Genomic DNA, 15,623 nt, shown 5'->3' with positions numbered 1-15,623 from the left:
TCTTTACTTTCACCATGTTGTCATTGCTTGATGTTGTTGGGTCAACCAACCCATAAGCGAATTAATGAACAAGCGAGAAAGACAATAAAGCCAATAGAAAGCACTTTTTTATCAAGGTCATTTCCGCGACCACGGCAGAGTAAGTAGAAGATAAAATGGGTCATTCCTAGTATTAACATAGAGGGAATATGAATGGCTCCGGCAAAACCTGATAGCTCCATGCTCTCAAACGCTTTTGCAGGAAAAATAAAACCCATCAGTGCGGCAATGGACGCAAAAACAGCAAAACCACTGATCGTCCCCGCGCTCAACTTCTTATTCGTCGTGTTCACCTTCTCTAAAACGTACGCGAGCACATTGCCACAATGTCCAGAGATGACGGATGAGGTGCCAATAATTAAACCTATTGGTAATGCGGCGCTTTTGGTCATAGGAATGGTTTTTATTTTTGTCAGTGATGAGCGAAACGTCATGCCGATAATTGTGATAACCACCAGCATACTAAAGCAGATTCTGAATACATCGAAGCTGATTATCGAGAGCAGTTGAGCGCCAATAACGCCGCCTAATGCTATTCCAGGTGAAAAGCGAATTAGGTTGTCTGAATCCACGTCACCTTGCTTCATTGCGTTTATCCAAGCAAAAAGATGTGTCGGTATAAACGCAGCTATACAAGTCGCTACTGCTGGTAAGATGAACTCATTTAATGAATACCCAAAGATAGGCAAAAAGAAATAGAGTGCTGGAATAGCAATAAGAGTGGGAGCGATAGAAATTAAGGCGGCAAGAGAACCAGATGTCGCTCCGATAAAGAGCAACAGTAAAATCATTTCTATGGTTGGCATAAGATAAAACACCCTTCCTAGCCATGGTGAAAACCAACAAAAAAGCAGACATGAGTCCGCTTCATTGTTGGATCAATTTAATTTACTAAGATTGATAGTTAAACCGTCAATTTAGTAATTATTCCTGAGTAACGACGCTTCGAATTCTGTCTTGAATCAAGGTTGCCAATTTATCTGGTTGGAACTTAGACAGAAAATCATCACAGCCAACTTTTTGTACCATAGCTTTGTTGAAGCTACCGCTTAACGAAGTATGAAGAACAATGTGAAGGTCCTTAAGGCGAGGATCTTCTCGAACTTCACGAGTTAGACGATAACCATCCATTTCTGGCATTTCGGCGTCGGTGATCATCATGAGCAATTTCTCTGGAACATTTTCCCCTTCATCTGCCCATTTTTTCAGTTTTTCAAGTCCGCGCTTTCCATCGGTCGCTTCATGAACCTTGATCCCCATGAAATCCAATGTCGAACGACACTGAGCCAAACCCACAGAAGAATCGTCCACAACCAATACTTCTAAACCTTTGGCCAAAGTTAGCAAATCTTTATCAATAACATGGTCGCTAACGGTGCTGTCATAAGGAGAGATCTCAGCCAACACTTTTTCAACGTCAATAATTTCTACTATTCGATCGTTCACTCTAGTGATCGCGGTTAAATAGTGTTGTCGTCCTGTGCCATCTGGTGGTGGTAAAATTTCATTCCAGTTCATGTTGATGATGCGGTCTACTTCACCCACCATGAAACCTTGAACGGTATTGTTGTATTCCGTGACAATCAAATTACAGGGTTGAGTTCGATCGATTGGTTTCATACCGATCGATTCTGACAAATCGATTACTGGAACGGTTCTACCACGAAAATGCGTAACGCCCGCTACAGAAGGATGTCGATGCGGCATTAAGTTCAGTTTTGGAAGCATAACGACTTCCTGAACCTTAAAAACGTTTATTGCAAACATTTGCATTCCGCCAAGGCGAAACATGAGCAGTTCCAAGCGGTTTTCACCTACTAACTTGGTTCTTTGGTCTACAGCGTCTAGCATGCTTGCCATATTTTACTCCAAACATTTTAATTTTTAGGCGTTAATCAATTTAACCATGATATTGTATTCAGCTGATGGTTACAGTATTTTTTTTGCGATAACTCTTCTTTCAAGGATGTGCAATGAGTAATAACGACATACTTTTCTGCCGTAAAGCAGTTGTAAATCAAGCTTCGGCTACTGTTGCGTATTATATACTGCACCCCAAAACCTCTACAGATACTCACGATTCATTGTTTTTAAGTTCCTTGTTTGTCGATGTTAATATTACCGAAATAACGCAACAAAAAACCATCTATATAAAGACTAGTTTAGACGAACTTCAGGTTTTACCATTACAAAATAACATTCATGCAGTGTTTTTTTTAGAAGCGACTGAATTAACGCAGGCCAATCTTGAGATTCTGTCAGATTTACGTTTACAAGGCCATGTATTGGGTATCTCCAACCCCTCTCCCTCAGACTTTTCAGTAGAGTTCTTTAATATATTCACGCATGTACATTTCTCATTAAGCCGAATGCCGATTGATGAGGTGATAGCCCGTCTAGATGCACCGCTTTTGGAGCTGAAAACAGTTTGGATCAATCGAGTAGAAACAGCAGAACAGTATTCTGTTTTACAGGACAGGTTCCCAATGGGCCAGTTTAGCGGAGACTTCATACACAAAATGACGTCCGTTAAAGGCAAACGAATATTGGCTTATCAGGCTATTTTGATAGACCTATTGGTAGAGTTGAAAAAGCCTGAGATTTCACTGAAAAGGCTGGCGGAATGCATTGAGCGTGATCCAACGCTTACTTACCGAATTATTAAACTGACTCACTCTGTTATGTATCGTAGCCACTTTAATGTCTCAAATGCTCAACGAGCTATTGAAATTATTGGCATAAGAGACTTAATCAAATGGGTTAGTCTTGTCATGCTGGGAAGTGTCAGCGGAAAGCCAGCTTGTCTATTTACCATGGCACTTTCTAGGGCCTGTTTTTGCAGTAACGTCTCTGCGCTGTTATTTCCCAAATTAGATGGGGCTTTTTTAGTAGGGCTTTTTTCCTATTTGCCTAGCTTCTTAGATGAAGAGTTAGGGGTATTACTTAAAGATCTCCCTCTAGAAGATAATATTAAGATCGCATTGCTGGATTTAAAAGGCAACCTAGGTAGTGTATTGAAAATCGTCAAAGCCTATGAGGCTGGTCAGTGGTCAAAAATCCCATTTGAGCACTTGGCTAATCAAGAAATAACACAAGAGACTCTTAGGGAGTTATATGTGAAGAGCTTAAAAGATGCGAGAGAAATGGGGGCATTTTGATTGATATTGGAGTAAATATTAACCATTCATACTTTATGGATGACCTAGAGAAAACCATTGCAGATATGCAGCAAGCCAGTGTGAAAGGTATGATTTGCATCGCTTCGGATTTGGAAGAAAGTCAGCTTGTTCAAGCATTGAGCGCTAAACATTCTGTGATATGGAATACGTTAGGCTGCCACCCCCATCAGGCGAAAACTTGGAATACCCAAAGTCAATCGGAGCTTTCTTGTCTCATCAACAAGGCAAAACCAGTTGCGATTGGTGAAGCCGGTCTGGATTTCAACCGTAATTACTCGACGCCTGAACAACAGCGCTATGCGTTTGGTGAGCAAATTGAGTTGGCGAGTGAATTTAACCTGCCTCTCTACCTTCATGAGCGAGATGCTCATCACGAAATGGTTGAAATACTGTCAAAGTCACCTAGCTTGGCTCAGAAATCTGTTATCCATTGCTTTACAGGCAGTCGTGAAGAATTAGATCGCTATTTAGCGCTGGGCTTGTCCATTGGCATTACTGGCTGGGTGTGCGATGAACGTCGAGGTGCAGATTTACAAGCCTCCATTCCACATATTCCTTTAGATAGGTTGCTTTTAGAAACAGACGCTCCTTATTTGTTGCCTCGCAACATTCGTCCGCGGCCAAAAAGGAATCATCCCAAATTTTTGCCTTGGGTAGCGGAGGAAGTTGCAAGACTAAAAGATATTTCGGTTGAAGAATTAGTCGGAATAACCCTAGCCAATACGGAGCGGGTTTTTGGTATTCGCGTATAGTTTTATAGAGGCTCTAGCGCCTCTTTACAGTAACGAAATTTGTTGTGACAGTAGACTCGCCATGTTGGTTTTAAAAAATGGCAGTATACTGTCGGCTATCGGTTCAATCTGCTTTTCTATATAGTGTTCGTAATCCAACTCAACCAGATCATCACTGCTTTCATAAGGCACGACACCTGTACGCTGGTAAAGGTAATAAACACGTTTCCTTCCTTTGTTGTATTCTAAAGGAAGTCCCTGTTCTGCTCTTTTCTGATCAATTATGGCGGCCGCTCTTACATGAGGAGGCTTGTTTTTTGTGTAAGACGATAAGGGCCGACTTAGTTGTTTACTGTAAACCAGCTGCTCGTCATAAATCCCTGCCCTTAATTTGTGAATGGTTTCTTGGATATAACTAATTGGGTTTTCGTCATTAAATACTTTTTCAAATAAAGTTCGTTGGAATTGGCGAGCCAAGGGTGTCCAATCTGTTCTGGCGGCCTCCAACCCTTTGAACACCAATTCTCCCTTTGATTTACCGGCATAGCGTTTTTTGCTGCCTTCTTCTTGTCCTCGTATGGTTGGCATAAAAAACCGTTCATAGACACGCTCAAACTCTAATTCTAGGTGGGAGTCTAACTGAGCGTATTCTTTGCACCAGTTAGCTAAACAGGCATTGATTTCATCACGTAAATGTTCGCCCTGTTTCTGAGGGGCCTCTAGTTCGTCGTTCAGTATGACAAAGAGTGAATCCGTATCGCCATATATTACCTTCGCGCCACGCTCTTCCATCCAAGCTTGAGTTCGGCCTAATAATTCATGACCGCGCATGGTTATCGAGCTTGCAAGTTCGGCATGATAAAAACGACAGACGTTTGACCCCAGCACGCCATAAAACGAGTTCATAATTATCTTAATTGCGTAACTTAAGATGCTATTACCCACTTGCTTAGCGTCTTCTCGCGCTTGAGCGAGCTCACCTACCAAAGAAGGTAAAATGGCTTGTTGTCGATCAAAACGGGCGCCTAAAAACCCTGGAACCAATTGCGTGATATGCGCGTTATCTTGGCTGGAGAAACTGGTTGAGTGTTGAGCGCTGATACGAGCCAATGGGTCAACGTGAAATGTGCGAATAATGCTGGGGTACAAACTTTTAAAGTCGAACACTAAAACATTTTTATAAAGCCCAGGAATAGATGACATTACGAAGCCGCCAGGACTCGCAACAAAGTCATCATCTCGCCATGCAGGAGCCACCCACCCAGCAGAATGCAATCTGGGTAAATACAAATTTTCGAACGCTGCCACAGAGCCGCCTGTTTGTTCAAGCGGAATGCCCGTTAAATCCACTCGGGTTTGTTGCAGCTCGATGAGCTTCAATTTCTCGAATATACGCATAACAAGATCGCAATCTTGTAAGTTATAAGCAACAAAGGCTTCAAGATCTTCTTTATGAAGGCGCTCTATTTCTTGCCAGCGTTCGCTACCCTGTAAAAGTTTACCATCGTCGAGTATTTCCTTACTGACATTGTTCAGGCTGTAAGATTCGAAATGATATCCGCCGACTTTCAGGAGCGTAATGCCATCTAAGGCAACACGACCAGGAATACTGGCAAAGTATTTACCTTGATTGTCGGAAGAGCGAATATTCCAACTTTCACCGTTTACACCAAACGCGGGGCGAATACCAAGTATCTGACAGCGTTGATCGATAAACTGTAAATCAAAGCCGATGAGATTCCAGCCAATAAAAATATCAGGGGAATGCTTTTTCACGTAACGAATAAACGCCAGCAATAAGCTTTTTTCATCATTAAATCGATAAATGTGTGGAGACACTGATTCTTGGCTAGTTACCACAAAGGCAACACGCAAATCTCGTGATGTAATGCCAATTGATAATAAAGTATTGGATGACACAGAGGTTTCGATGTCGAGTGACCAAACACTCCAATCGGGTTGCCAATCCCCTGCTATCACTCGCGCTTGGTGAAATGTTTGATGACTGACGTCAGGAATGCCGATAAAACGTACCGATCCACGTATGTTGCGTTCCATTAAATAGCGGTTATGGGCTTTGATGTCTTCTTCAAAAACAGCAAAGCCATTGCTTTTTACCCATTTAATCATTTGTTGGTGAAGCAAAAGACTGTTGCTTTGAACCAAGGTAACAGGCTCATTATTAAATGACTTTAAGGCGGATGCCGAGCAGTGAATACCAGTAACATCGGTGGGAAGCTTGTCAATCGGCGCATCCGTAAAAAATACACTAAGCTGTCTATCCGGAAGAACCTTAACGGTACCTTCTGGTGTTTTTATAAAAAGGCTCATTTCAATGTGGCCGTCAATATCACGGGTATGACGACTCACAATATAGCCAGTTTTTTCTACAAACATTTATACAGCCTAATGTATTTCCAAGATGGCCTACATTATAACCCACGCAGCAGTAGCATGGGTGGCACTTTTAGAACGGTTCTGCTGGCAAACACACCAATGGTTGTTATCACTAAAACACCAATAGCTGGTCCTAATAGCCAAAGCAATGGGTGGAAGCTTGCTTCTGTATTGAACACAAATACCTGCAAACCAAACAAACAGGTTTCAGCCCCTATAGCGGCAATCAAACCTGCGAAAAATCCCAGTGCACCAAATTCAACCAAAAGAGCTTGTCTTACTAATGCGGCTCTGGCCCCTAGAACCCTCAGTAGCGCGCCTTCTTCGAGGCGTTCTTGCAATGTCGAGCGGACACTGGCCAACAGCACTAAGGCCCCAGCACTCAAGATACAAAAGAGTACCAACTGAATGGCTTTGGATAACTGGCCTATGATGGCTTGAATTTGTCTCAAAATATCGCCCACATTTAAGATAGACACTGTTGGATACTGAGCCATAGCACGATAAAAAGATTGCGCTTCACGATCACTGATGAACATGCTGCTGACAAAGTTTGCTGGATAATCCTCTAGCGCACTCTTGGGGAGAATCAAATAAAAGTTAGGCTGCATTGATCCCCAATCAACGGTTCGAATCGAGGTGATGGGTAAGGTCACAAGGTTGCCGCCAATGTTAATCGTTAACTCATCCCCTAGGGATAAATTGGCTTCTTTCGCCGCCTCTTGCTCTACAGAGAGACCGGGTGCTGAAAAATCGCCTTCGACCAATTCGTTTCCTTCTCCAAGCGTATCTGACCAAGTTAGGTTAAGCTCGCGCTCGTAAAGCTCAGGCTCATTTCTTTCCTCAGGGTAAAGAGATTGCACAGATTCATTGTTAACCTCAGTTACACGGCCTCGGACCATTGGATACCAAGCCGATGCTTTCACGCCTAACTTAGAGGTTTGGGCGTTAATAGGATCAATCTGATTTGCTTGCACGTTGAACAAATAGTGGTTTGGTGCATCTTCCGGCAGTTGTTGCTGCCAATCGGCAATTAAGTTTGATCTGACACCGGTCAGAATCAAGGTAAGCATGATGATAAGAGTGAACACCAAGAGTTGAAATAGGTTAGGAACCAGTCTTCGATATAAAGAGGCAAGACCAATTTGCCAGCCGCTCGTGGCTCCTGAGGTTAATGAACGCCCTAGTTTGAACGCTAGCCAACCAATGGCGCCGACAAGAAGTGCGATCCCCAAAATAGCCACAGTCATGATGCTCGGCAGTAGAAAACCATTGGTGTACAAACACATCAGACCGAACATGCCGACAAAGCCAATGGCATAGATAGCAAAAGAGTTAAACTCAATTTTTGCATTTGGCTGTAACACAGACAAAGGCGATATCTTGATAAGGTGTGACATAAGCGGTAGACAAAAAGCCACCATTGAAATGAATCCAGTGGCGACTCCCAGCCACAAACGACCAATGGAAGGCTCTGGTAGTGCTGTCGACATTAAGCCAGACAACAGCGAAGCAATGATTTCTTGTATACCCCAGCCAATGCCTAAACCAATGGCAGCGCCGGCGACAAATAGCAGAAATAGCTGCAGAAAAAACAACCTTCCTAACTGCTTCGGCGTGGCTCCAAGTGTTTTTAAAATGGCCACTTGCATCAAATGACGTTTAACAAAACGAGACGAAGCCAATGCCATGGCAACCCCTGACATGACAACCGCTAATGTACCAGCAAGCAATAAAAAAGACTCTGCTCGGCCAATGGTATCGCCGATACGTTCGCCACGTTGTGTGGGTGTTCGCCAGCGTTGGCTTTCATTTAGTTGTGGCGTAATCCAGTCTTCATACTCATCGAGAGACGCCCTATCTCCAGCCAATAACAAAGAGTATCGCACTCGACTACCCGGAATGATGACGTTAGTAGCTGCAAGGTCAGCCATGTTCATCACGGCTCTAGGTGAAATAGCGAAAGCCGATGCACTAGAACCAGGATCTCGTACTAGAAATTGGGTAACTGTTAGGGGTTGGTCACCCACTTCAACCTGATCACCAAGCTTAACGTTTAGCAAACTTGCTAAGCGTGATGATATCCATACTTCGCCTTGCTTTGGTGTTTCAACAGAACGACGCCCAGTACCGAATAATTTATCATCGATTAGATAGGCGCCTCTAAGCGGATAGCTATCGGTAACGGCGCTTAATTGTGAAAGCTGAAGCGAGTTATCCGCAAACATCATAGTGGTAAATGACGTTCTTTGTGCGGTCTGAAGAGAGAGTTCTTTCGCTTTTTGCTCCCATTCTGGCGATATAACATCGTCTGAGCGAATTAAGCGGTCAGCCGCTAGTAGATTAGCGGACTCTTTTTCAAAAGAGAGTTGTAAACGATCGACAAACAAACCTATCGAAGTCACTGTGCTTACTGATATTACCAAAGCCAACAACAGCGTCAGCAAGTCGCCACTGCGGATATCTCTGAACATTAGACGAAAGGCAAAACTCATAAGGCTTTTTCCGTTAGTTGACCTGCAGACATGACCAATTGACGATCGCACATTTTGGCTAACTCATTATCGTGCGTCACCATGACCAATGTTGTCCCTTGGGATTGATTAAGATCGAAAAGCAATTTGATAATAAGCTTGCCGTTTTCTTCATCAAGATTCCCTGTTGGCTCGTCAGCAAATAAGACCTTAGGGTTTGAAGCAAAAGCGCGTGCAATGGCAACTCGTTGCTGCTCGCCTCCAGATAATTGATTAGGATAATGCGTTAAACGGTGTGATAAGCCTACTTTGTCCAGCAGAACTTCTGCTTTTTTGCGCGCCTCTTTATCGCCTTTCAGCTCGGCCGGTAACATGACGTTTTCAATAGCCTGTAAGCTTGGTAATAAATGGAAAGACTGGAACACAAAGCCAACGTATTGACCACGAGCCAGCGCCCTTTCTTCTTCGGATTGATTAGAGAACTCTTGATCATATAGAAAGATATCGCCGGAGGTGTTGACGTCTAAACCGGCCAATAAACCGAGCAAAGTTGACTTACCTGAGCCAGATGAACCAACTATGGCCACAGACTCGCTTTCTTTGATTTCCATATTAATTCCTTTCAATATGGTTAAATCTCCTGTATTCGACGTCACGGTATGAGTTAAATTAGATACTTTAATCGCGGTGTTTCTATCCATAGTGATTCACTCTAAAAAGGTTTGATATGTTAAAAAAACAAATAAGACAGTGGTTTGCAATATTGACTCTCTTGTTCGTTAGTTCGTTCGCTTCGGCATCCACTTTACTGGTTATGGGGGATAGCCTTAGTGCGGCATATAACTTACGACAACAAGATGGCTGGGTTAGTTTACTAAAAAATCAACTTTCACAATCTCATCCTGAAATAGACATTATTAATGCTAGTGTTAGTGGTGAAACAACCCAAGGCGGTCTTTCACGCTTTAACGATCTGCTAACCACGCACAAACCAAGCTTGGTAATATTAGAGCTTGGCGCTAATGATGCTTTACGTGGTTACCCTTTAGATCAGACCACATTAAATCTAGAAAAAATGGTTGAGCAAGCTCAAGAAACTGGAGCGGTTGTGTTATTGATTGGCAACCAAATCCCGCAAAACTATGGCAAACGTTATACTGAAATGTTCTTTAATTTATACAAGAACATCGCCACCAAATACGACCTCGCCTATGTGCCCTTTATGCTTGAAGGGGTCGCTCTGAACAAGGATCTAATGCAAAACGATGGCCTACATCCCAATAAAGCGGGTCAACCTGTAGTGTTACAAAATATATTGCCATATTTAGAACCACTATTAGACAGTGTTAAATAGATATAAATAAGGAAAGCGTAATGAAAGCGGATTTTTTGGAACCAGTGATGAAGCAATGCAAACCTTAGCCGATATGGCGATGGATAAAATTACCTTTTTTATAGATAAAGATTAATGACTCTAGATATTTTGTTTCAAGACGAACACCTTGTCGTTGTTAATAAGCCCGCAGGCTTACTTGTTCATCGTACAAACTTAGCTAAAGACGAAGAAGATGCCGTTGTTCAAAGGCTTCGAGACCAGACGGGGCAATGGGTGTTTCCTATTCATCGCCTTGATCGAGGCACTTCGGGTGTATTGGTTATGGCGTTTAGCCCAGAAATAGCAAGACGCCTTTCTAGCCAGTTTGCAGAAGCGACCACGCAAAAAACTTACCATTGTTTAGTTCGAGGCTTTTGTGATTCGGAAGGTGTTATCGATTACCCTCTGGCAAAATTAAACGAACAGAAAGGTCGATCTCGATTTAAAATTGAAGGCACTGAAAAAGAAGCCGAAACACAGTTTACGCGTCTTCAACAATATCAAGTGCCAGTCCCCGTCAGTCGTTATGACAACATGCGTCTCAGCTGGGTTGAAGTATCGCCAAAACAAGGTCGTAAGCATCAAATTCGTCGGCATTTTAAGCATTATTTAAACCCACTTGTTGGGGATTCTTGTTATGGCTGTCGTCACATCAACAAAGTAGTGAAAGATCTATGGCCGGAGGACTTTCGCTTGATGCTCCATGCTTCGAGTCTGGAGTTTACACACCCTATTAGTCTTGAGCGTTTGGTTATTAATGCACCTTTGAGCCCTGCTATCACTAATGTTCTAGATAAATTGTCGAACTACCGCTACCAGGCGTGATGTACAAAGGTATGATGTCTTCTGTGGTTGACCAGCGATATACATGACTATCGTGTATATCGCCTGCTAAATTTATCGAATTTTGTTGAATCTCTTGCAGCTCAAACGCGCATGCTGTCAGTACTCTTATGGAGGCTGCATTATGATCAGCCACTTGAGCGTACACTTCATTGATGCCATCGCTTGCCCATACTAGTAGTAGGTTTTTAAGCACATATTTGGCAATTCCCTGGTTGGTAAAGTTTTTGGCGATGCGATAAGACACCTCTAGGCAGCCCTGGTCTAGGAGCTGACCACTGAAGCGCCCAATAAGAACATCATTGGGTAAGCAGACTAGGTATTGAAATTTTTTAACGTCACTTCTGAGTAAACGTTTGAAGTAAATCTGAGATTGCTGCCGCAATGCTTCCTGAGGAATGAATTTTGAAAACCAATCTCGGTTGCGAAATTCGAATAATAAAATGCTTCTAAGGTCATTTTCGGTAGCTTGTCGTATCTTAAGTATTTTTTTCATAGCCAGCACATATCATCAGACTCATACTGTTTATCTTAGTTTAGATATTGAATAAATGCTGAATATTACATTTTTCACTGATAGCGGAAAAAGGAAATGATAAAATGTGCCTTATCAATGACCTCAGAGGGAATGAACGAACGTGAAAAAAAGAAATTTAGTGTATTCGACAGACCAAGGTCGTCTTTGTTCTGAGTGCGAGAACCCGATCTCAGACTGTCAATGCAAGAATGAAATGACTGTTGGCGATGGTAATGTACGTATTGCCCTAGAAACGAAAGGTCGAAAAGGCAAAGGCGTTACAGTCATTACCGGTTTACCTTTAACAGAAGAAAAACTAAAGGCGCTGGGGAAAAAACTTAAAGCACAATGTGGTACTGGTGGTGCAGTGAAAGATGGTCACATCGAAATACAAGGTGATAACCGTCAAAAAATCAAAGAGCTGCTTGAAAAAGAAGGATTTTCTTGTAAATTTAAGGGCGGCTAAGATAGCTATTCTTTGTTGTTAGATTTACTATGTTTCGTGTTTTCAAGGGTTTGGAAACACGAATATTATTTTTTAGTCGAAGCCAGAATGTTTATGAGTGATTTCAACGCTCTTTTATAATGCATTACCCCTAATGAAATGGGACGTCTTAGCGGTAGCAAATGGCAGTAGAGGTTCCGATGTTTCAACACACCACAAAGCAAGCCAATAAGCTAATGCGATCAGCCATTCCGCTTATGGTTAAGCTGGATATTCCTCCAACGCCTTTTAATTATGGTATTTGGTACGAATACGCTTCAAACAATAATCCTAAACTGAATCAATTAGTAGATCGCTCATTGCGCCGTTTTGGTAGTTTACCGGCATTTGTCTCGAAAGAGCTTTTTACTGAATTCCTATTACCTGAAGAATTCCAGCAGGCAGATGCCCAAGGTGCACGTTTAAAAAACCTTACAAGCAGTTTAGAAACAAACACAACTGATATATCTAAAGATATTGGTCTCTTTCAGTCTCACTTGCAGAAGACGAAAGAGGTGATCGATGAGGTAAGCACCCCATCACAAATTGAACAGCTTGCCTCCACTCTTGAACAAGGTGCCTTTCAAGTAAATCAAGCAATCGAGCGCTTTGGCCGATCTTTGGTTTCCGCTCAAGAGGAATTGGCGTCACTTCGTGCCGAGTTGTCTGATGTTAAAAGGAACACAGAACTCGATGCAATGACCTTATTGGCAAATGAAAAAGGCTTTGAACGAAAGCTCTTTTCATTAGTTCCTTATGCTGAAGATGATTTAACTCTGCTTCTGATTGATATTGATAACCTTGCAAAGGTTAACGAAGAATATGGGAAAAAAGCAGGAACATCGTTAATCAGGTATATATCCAAAGTGTTGCTTGGTATGTTACCAGAAAGCGGTTTTTTAGCGCGCATAGAAGGTGGACGGTTCGCTATGTTACTCAGCGAAACGGAGCTGAGTGTAGCAGCTCAACTTGCTGAATCCATACGCCATGAAGTTTCTATTCAAAAGATACGTTATAAAAATACTAAGGTTTTACTGAGACAGGTTACCGTTTCAATTGGTGTTGCAACGCTATTTGGTGATGAAAGCCCTAAAGAGCTGGTGGAGCGGTCTCAGCACTATCTGCTATACGCAAAGCGGTCAGGCAAAAACGCCATCGCACATCACGAATAATTTTAAGAACAAGGTATTACAATGAAGGATCATATCGAGCATGGATACCGCACTCATTTCGAAGTGCGTGATTACGAATGTGATATGCAGGGTATTGTTAACAATTCGGTCTATCAAAACTACCTAGAACACGCTCGACATCAATATATTAAAACACGTGGCTTGGATTTCGCTGAAATAACCAAGCGAGGCATTCACCTCGTGCTTATAAAAGCGGAGTTAGAATATAAACGCTCGCTGCAAAGCGGTGATGCTTTTTATATCGAAACAAGCGTTGAGCGCATTTCCAAGCTCAAGCTCGCCTTTATCCAAACCGTTCACAGAACTGAAGATCATCAGCTAATGCTTTCAGCCAGAATGACGGTTACCTCGACAACAAAAGAAGGTCGTCCTGTGGTTTTCGAGCAAGCTGAGCTTTTACTTTCACAGTAGCGCATTATGTTTGATGTCTATAAAAGCATCCAATAAGATCGCGTGTAAGGGGAAATATGCAGGTATTGGCTGGTCCGCTATTACGAAGAATGACCACAGAGCGATTAACCATTTGGTTGATGACAACTGAATCCGTAGTGGTTGACTTAACCTTGTTTCAAGATGACAAGATGCTTTTTACCTATAAAAGCACGCAAGTTGCGGATTCCCATACCCAACTTAAAGTGGGTGATAACCTTTATATTCAACTACTGGACATTCCCTTAGACACCGCCTTACCAGCTCAATGCCCTATTCATTACGATCTACGACTTAATGATACAGGTTGGAGTGAATGGGCCGAGGATCTTGTTTATCCGGGGCAAAAACTGCCCTTTTTCGTGTTGCAGCCTAAGATCAAAAACATCCTACATGGCTCTTGCCGCAAACCACATCATCCAAGTCAAGATGGCTTATTAAGAGTCGATTCGCTCTTACAAAATACTGATCCAAAAGAATGGCCTAGTGTTTTGATGATGAGTGGTGATCAAATATACGCTGACGATGTCGCAGCTCCTCTGCTTTGTGTTATTCACCAGCTAATTCCACATTTGGGAATACGTGCAGAAGCTTTTGACTGCATTGACATTGATAACTCGGATGAACTTCATACGGACTCTCCTCATTATTATGCAAGGGAGTCACTTCTTCCTGAAAATGATACCAATAGAAGCTTAATAGAACAGTTTTTCGGTGGTGTCCGTAAACCGGTTTTTACCACCGACACGGCCCACAACCATTTGATATCATTGGCTGAAATGCTGTCTATGTATGCGCTTGTCTGGTCACCTACAGGCTGGGATATCGCATTTACAGACACAAGTTGGATGGAGCCTGCTGGTTTATCAGAGGCGCAAAAAGACAGTTTTGCAAAGCAAGTTGTCATACTGAAAGAATTTGCGAAAGGGTTGCCGAAAGTGCGTCGTGCTTTGGCTCACATACCCGTCGCCATGATATTTGATGATCATGATGTAACCGACGACTGGAACCTAACAGCAGCATGGGAAAAAACGGCTTACAACCACCCTTTCTCTACGCGTATTATTGGAAATGCGTTATTTGCTTACCTACTTTGCCAAGGTTGGGGCAATAGCCCAGAATCTTTTCCTAAGGAACTTCTTAACAACTGCCAATTGGCGCTCAATCATTTGGGTGAGTCCGACCACGATGAGCTAGTGCAAGAGCTACTTGGATTTTCTGAATGGAATTACACTTGGCAGACAGAGCCTCCTCTTGTGGTACTGGACACCCGAACGCAGCGCTGGCGTTCTGAGAAATCCATTGAAAACCCTTCAGGCTTAATGGATTGGGAAGCACTTACAGACTTACAGCATCAATTAAAAGGTCTTGACGCAGTGGTGTTGGTGTCTCCCGCTCCCATTTTTGGCGTAAAACTTATTGAAAGTATTCAACGTGTGTTTACTTGGTTTGGCAAGCCCTTAATGGTTGATGCAGAAAACTGGATGGCTCATCCTGGCTCTGCGTATACTCTCATGAACATGTTTCGTCACAATAAAACGCCAAAGAACTTCGTCATACTCTCTGGTGATGTGCATTACTCATTTGTTTATGACATACAGCTACGCGGAGTTAAGCGTGGGCCTGATTTGTGGCAGATAACCAGCAGCGGCCTAAAAAATGAATTTCCGGGGAAATTGTTAGATGTATTCGATCGTCTGAATCGTTGGCTCTATTCGCCCAGATCTCCTCTCAACTGGTTCACCCGACGTCGCAGTATGAAAGTCATCCCTCATAAGCCAGAAACAGCGGCCGATGGTGAGCGGCTGTTAAATGCTTCGGGCGTTAGCTTAGTAAGCCTAAACGAAGACGGCTCCCCTAACTCAATTATGCAGATGTGTTCTGATGGCCGCGATATACGTTTTACGCTTTCAGAAAAAGAAGCAACTTGGGAATAACTGTCGCTAAGCTCAATGGCGCTGA

At 42.7% G+C, this 15,623-nt stretch carries 14 protein-coding genes; 8 read left to right on the top strand and 6 right to left on the bottom strand.

Annotated features, from left to right (window positions below; all coding sequences use genetic code 11):
• Positions 1-41 precede the first annotated feature (41 nt).
• Positions 42-845 carry a sulfite exporter TauE/SafE family protein gene (locus tag DFP75_RS04385; protein ID WP_110572576.1) on the bottom strand — a complete coding sequence of 268 codons (804 nt, stop codon included), beginning with the start codon at positions 843-845 and terminating at the stop codon, positions 42-44.
• A 118-nt stretch (positions 846-963) separates the two neighbouring features.
• A complete protein-coding gene (locus DFP75_RS04380) occupies positions 964-1,899 on the bottom strand; it encodes a chemotaxis protein CheV (protein ID WP_110572574.1) in 936 nt (311 codons plus the stop codon).
• Between the two features lie 113 nt (positions 1,900-2,012).
• Between DFP75_RS04380 and DFP75_RS04375 the strand changes: the two genes are divergently transcribed.
• Both DFP75_RS04375 and DFP75_RS04370 read left to right on the top strand, forming a co-directional pair.
• Complete coding sequence (locus DFP75_RS04375; RefSeq protein ID WP_110572572.1) at positions 2,013-3,197, top strand: EAL and HDOD domain-containing protein; 1,185 nt, start codon at positions 2,013-2,015, stop codon at positions 3,195-3,197.
• Positions 3,194-3,970 (top strand): TatD family hydrolase, encoded by a 777-nt coding sequence (locus DFP75_RS04370; protein WP_110572570.1) that lies wholly within the window; start codon positions 3,194-3,196, stop codon positions 3,968-3,970. Before DFP75_RS04375 ends, DFP75_RS04370 begins: the two co-directional genes overlap by 4 nt.
• A 24-nt stretch (positions 3,971-3,994) precedes the next feature.
• Here DFP75_RS04370 and DFP75_RS04365 read toward each other — a convergent pair whose 3' ends face one another.
• Genes DFP75_RS04365 through DFP75_RS04355 form a run of 3 tightly spaced genes read right to left on the bottom strand, consistent with a single transcriptional unit; the run spans position 3,995 to position 9,521 of the window.
• Complete coding sequence (locus DFP75_RS04365) at positions 3,995-6,346, bottom strand: DNA polymerase II (RefSeq protein WP_110572568.1); 2,352 nt, start codon at positions 6,344-6,346, stop codon at positions 3,995-3,997.
• Positions 6,347-6,381: 35 nt separating this feature from the next.
• Positions 6,382-8,841, bottom strand: a complete 2,460-nt coding sequence (locus tag DFP75_RS04360; protein WP_110572566.1) for an ABC transporter permease — start codon at positions 8,839-8,841, stop codon at positions 6,382-6,384.
• Positions 8,838-9,521 carry an ABC transporter ATP-binding protein gene (locus DFP75_RS04355; RefSeq protein ID WP_110572564.1) on the bottom strand — a complete coding sequence of 228 codons (684 nt, stop codon included), beginning with the start codon at positions 9,519-9,521 and terminating at the stop codon, positions 8,838-8,840. The genes DFP75_RS04360 and DFP75_RS04355 overlap by 4 nt, the downstream gene beginning before the upstream one ends.
• Positions 9,522-9,547: 26 nt before the next feature.
• Here DFP75_RS04355 and DFP75_RS04350 point away from each other — a divergent pair, with 26 nt between their 5' ends.
• A complete protein-coding gene (locus DFP75_RS04350; protein ID WP_110572562.1) occupies positions 9,548-10,174 on the top strand; it encodes an arylesterase in 627 nt (208 codons plus the stop codon).
• 114 nt (positions 10,175-10,288) lie between these two features.
• Positions 10,289-11,020 carry a pseudouridine synthase gene (locus tag DFP75_RS04345; RefSeq protein WP_110572560.1) on the top strand — a complete coding sequence of 244 codons (732 nt, stop codon included), beginning with the start codon at positions 10,289-10,291 and terminating at the stop codon, positions 11,018-11,020.
• On the opposite strand, the gene DFP75_RS04340 is transcribed toward DFP75_RS04345, so the two are convergent.
• Complete coding sequence (locus DFP75_RS04340) at positions 10,977-11,534, bottom strand: GNAT family N-acetyltransferase (RefSeq protein WP_110572558.1); 558 nt, start codon at positions 11,532-11,534, stop codon at positions 10,977-10,979. The two genes, DFP75_RS04345 and DFP75_RS04340, sit on opposite strands and share 44 nt — an antisense overlap.
• A 142-nt stretch (positions 11,535-11,676) precedes the next feature.
• Here DFP75_RS04340 and yciH point away from each other — a divergent pair, with 142 nt between their 5' ends.
• From yciH to DFP75_RS04320, 4 genes are all read left to right on the top strand, one after another.
• Positions 11,677-12,021 (top strand): stress response translation initiation inhibitor YciH, encoded by a 345-nt coding sequence (gene yciH / locus DFP75_RS04335; RefSeq protein ID WP_110572556.1) that lies wholly within the window; start codon positions 11,677-11,679, stop codon positions 12,019-12,021.
• A gap of 161 nt (positions 12,022-12,182) precedes the next feature.
• On the top strand, positions 12,183-13,211 hold the full coding sequence (locus tag DFP75_RS04330; RefSeq protein ID WP_110572554.1) for a GGDEF domain-containing protein: 1,029 nt from the start codon (positions 12,183-12,185) through the stop codon (positions 13,209-13,211).
• A 21-nt stretch (positions 13,212-13,232) separates the two neighbouring features.
• Positions 13,233-13,643 (top strand): acyl-CoA thioesterase, encoded by a 411-nt coding sequence (locus DFP75_RS04325; RefSeq protein WP_110572552.1) that lies wholly within the window; start codon positions 13,233-13,235, stop codon positions 13,641-13,643.
• 56 nt (positions 13,644-13,699) lie between these two features.
• Positions 13,700-15,598 (top strand): alkaline phosphatase D family protein, encoded by a 1,899-nt coding sequence (locus DFP75_RS04320; RefSeq protein WP_110572550.1) that lies wholly within the window; start codon positions 13,700-13,702, stop codon positions 15,596-15,598.
• Positions 15,599-15,623 lie beyond the last annotated feature (25 nt).

The sequence above is a fragment of the Marinomonas alcarazii genome (genome assembly GCF_003208215.1).
Taxonomy (GTDB): Bacteria; Pseudomonadota; Gammaproteobacteria; order Pseudomonadales; family Marinomonadaceae; genus Marinomonas; species Marinomonas alcarazii.
Note: the sequence above shows the minus strand (reverse complement) of the source record. Positions and strands in the feature narration are given on the sequence as shown.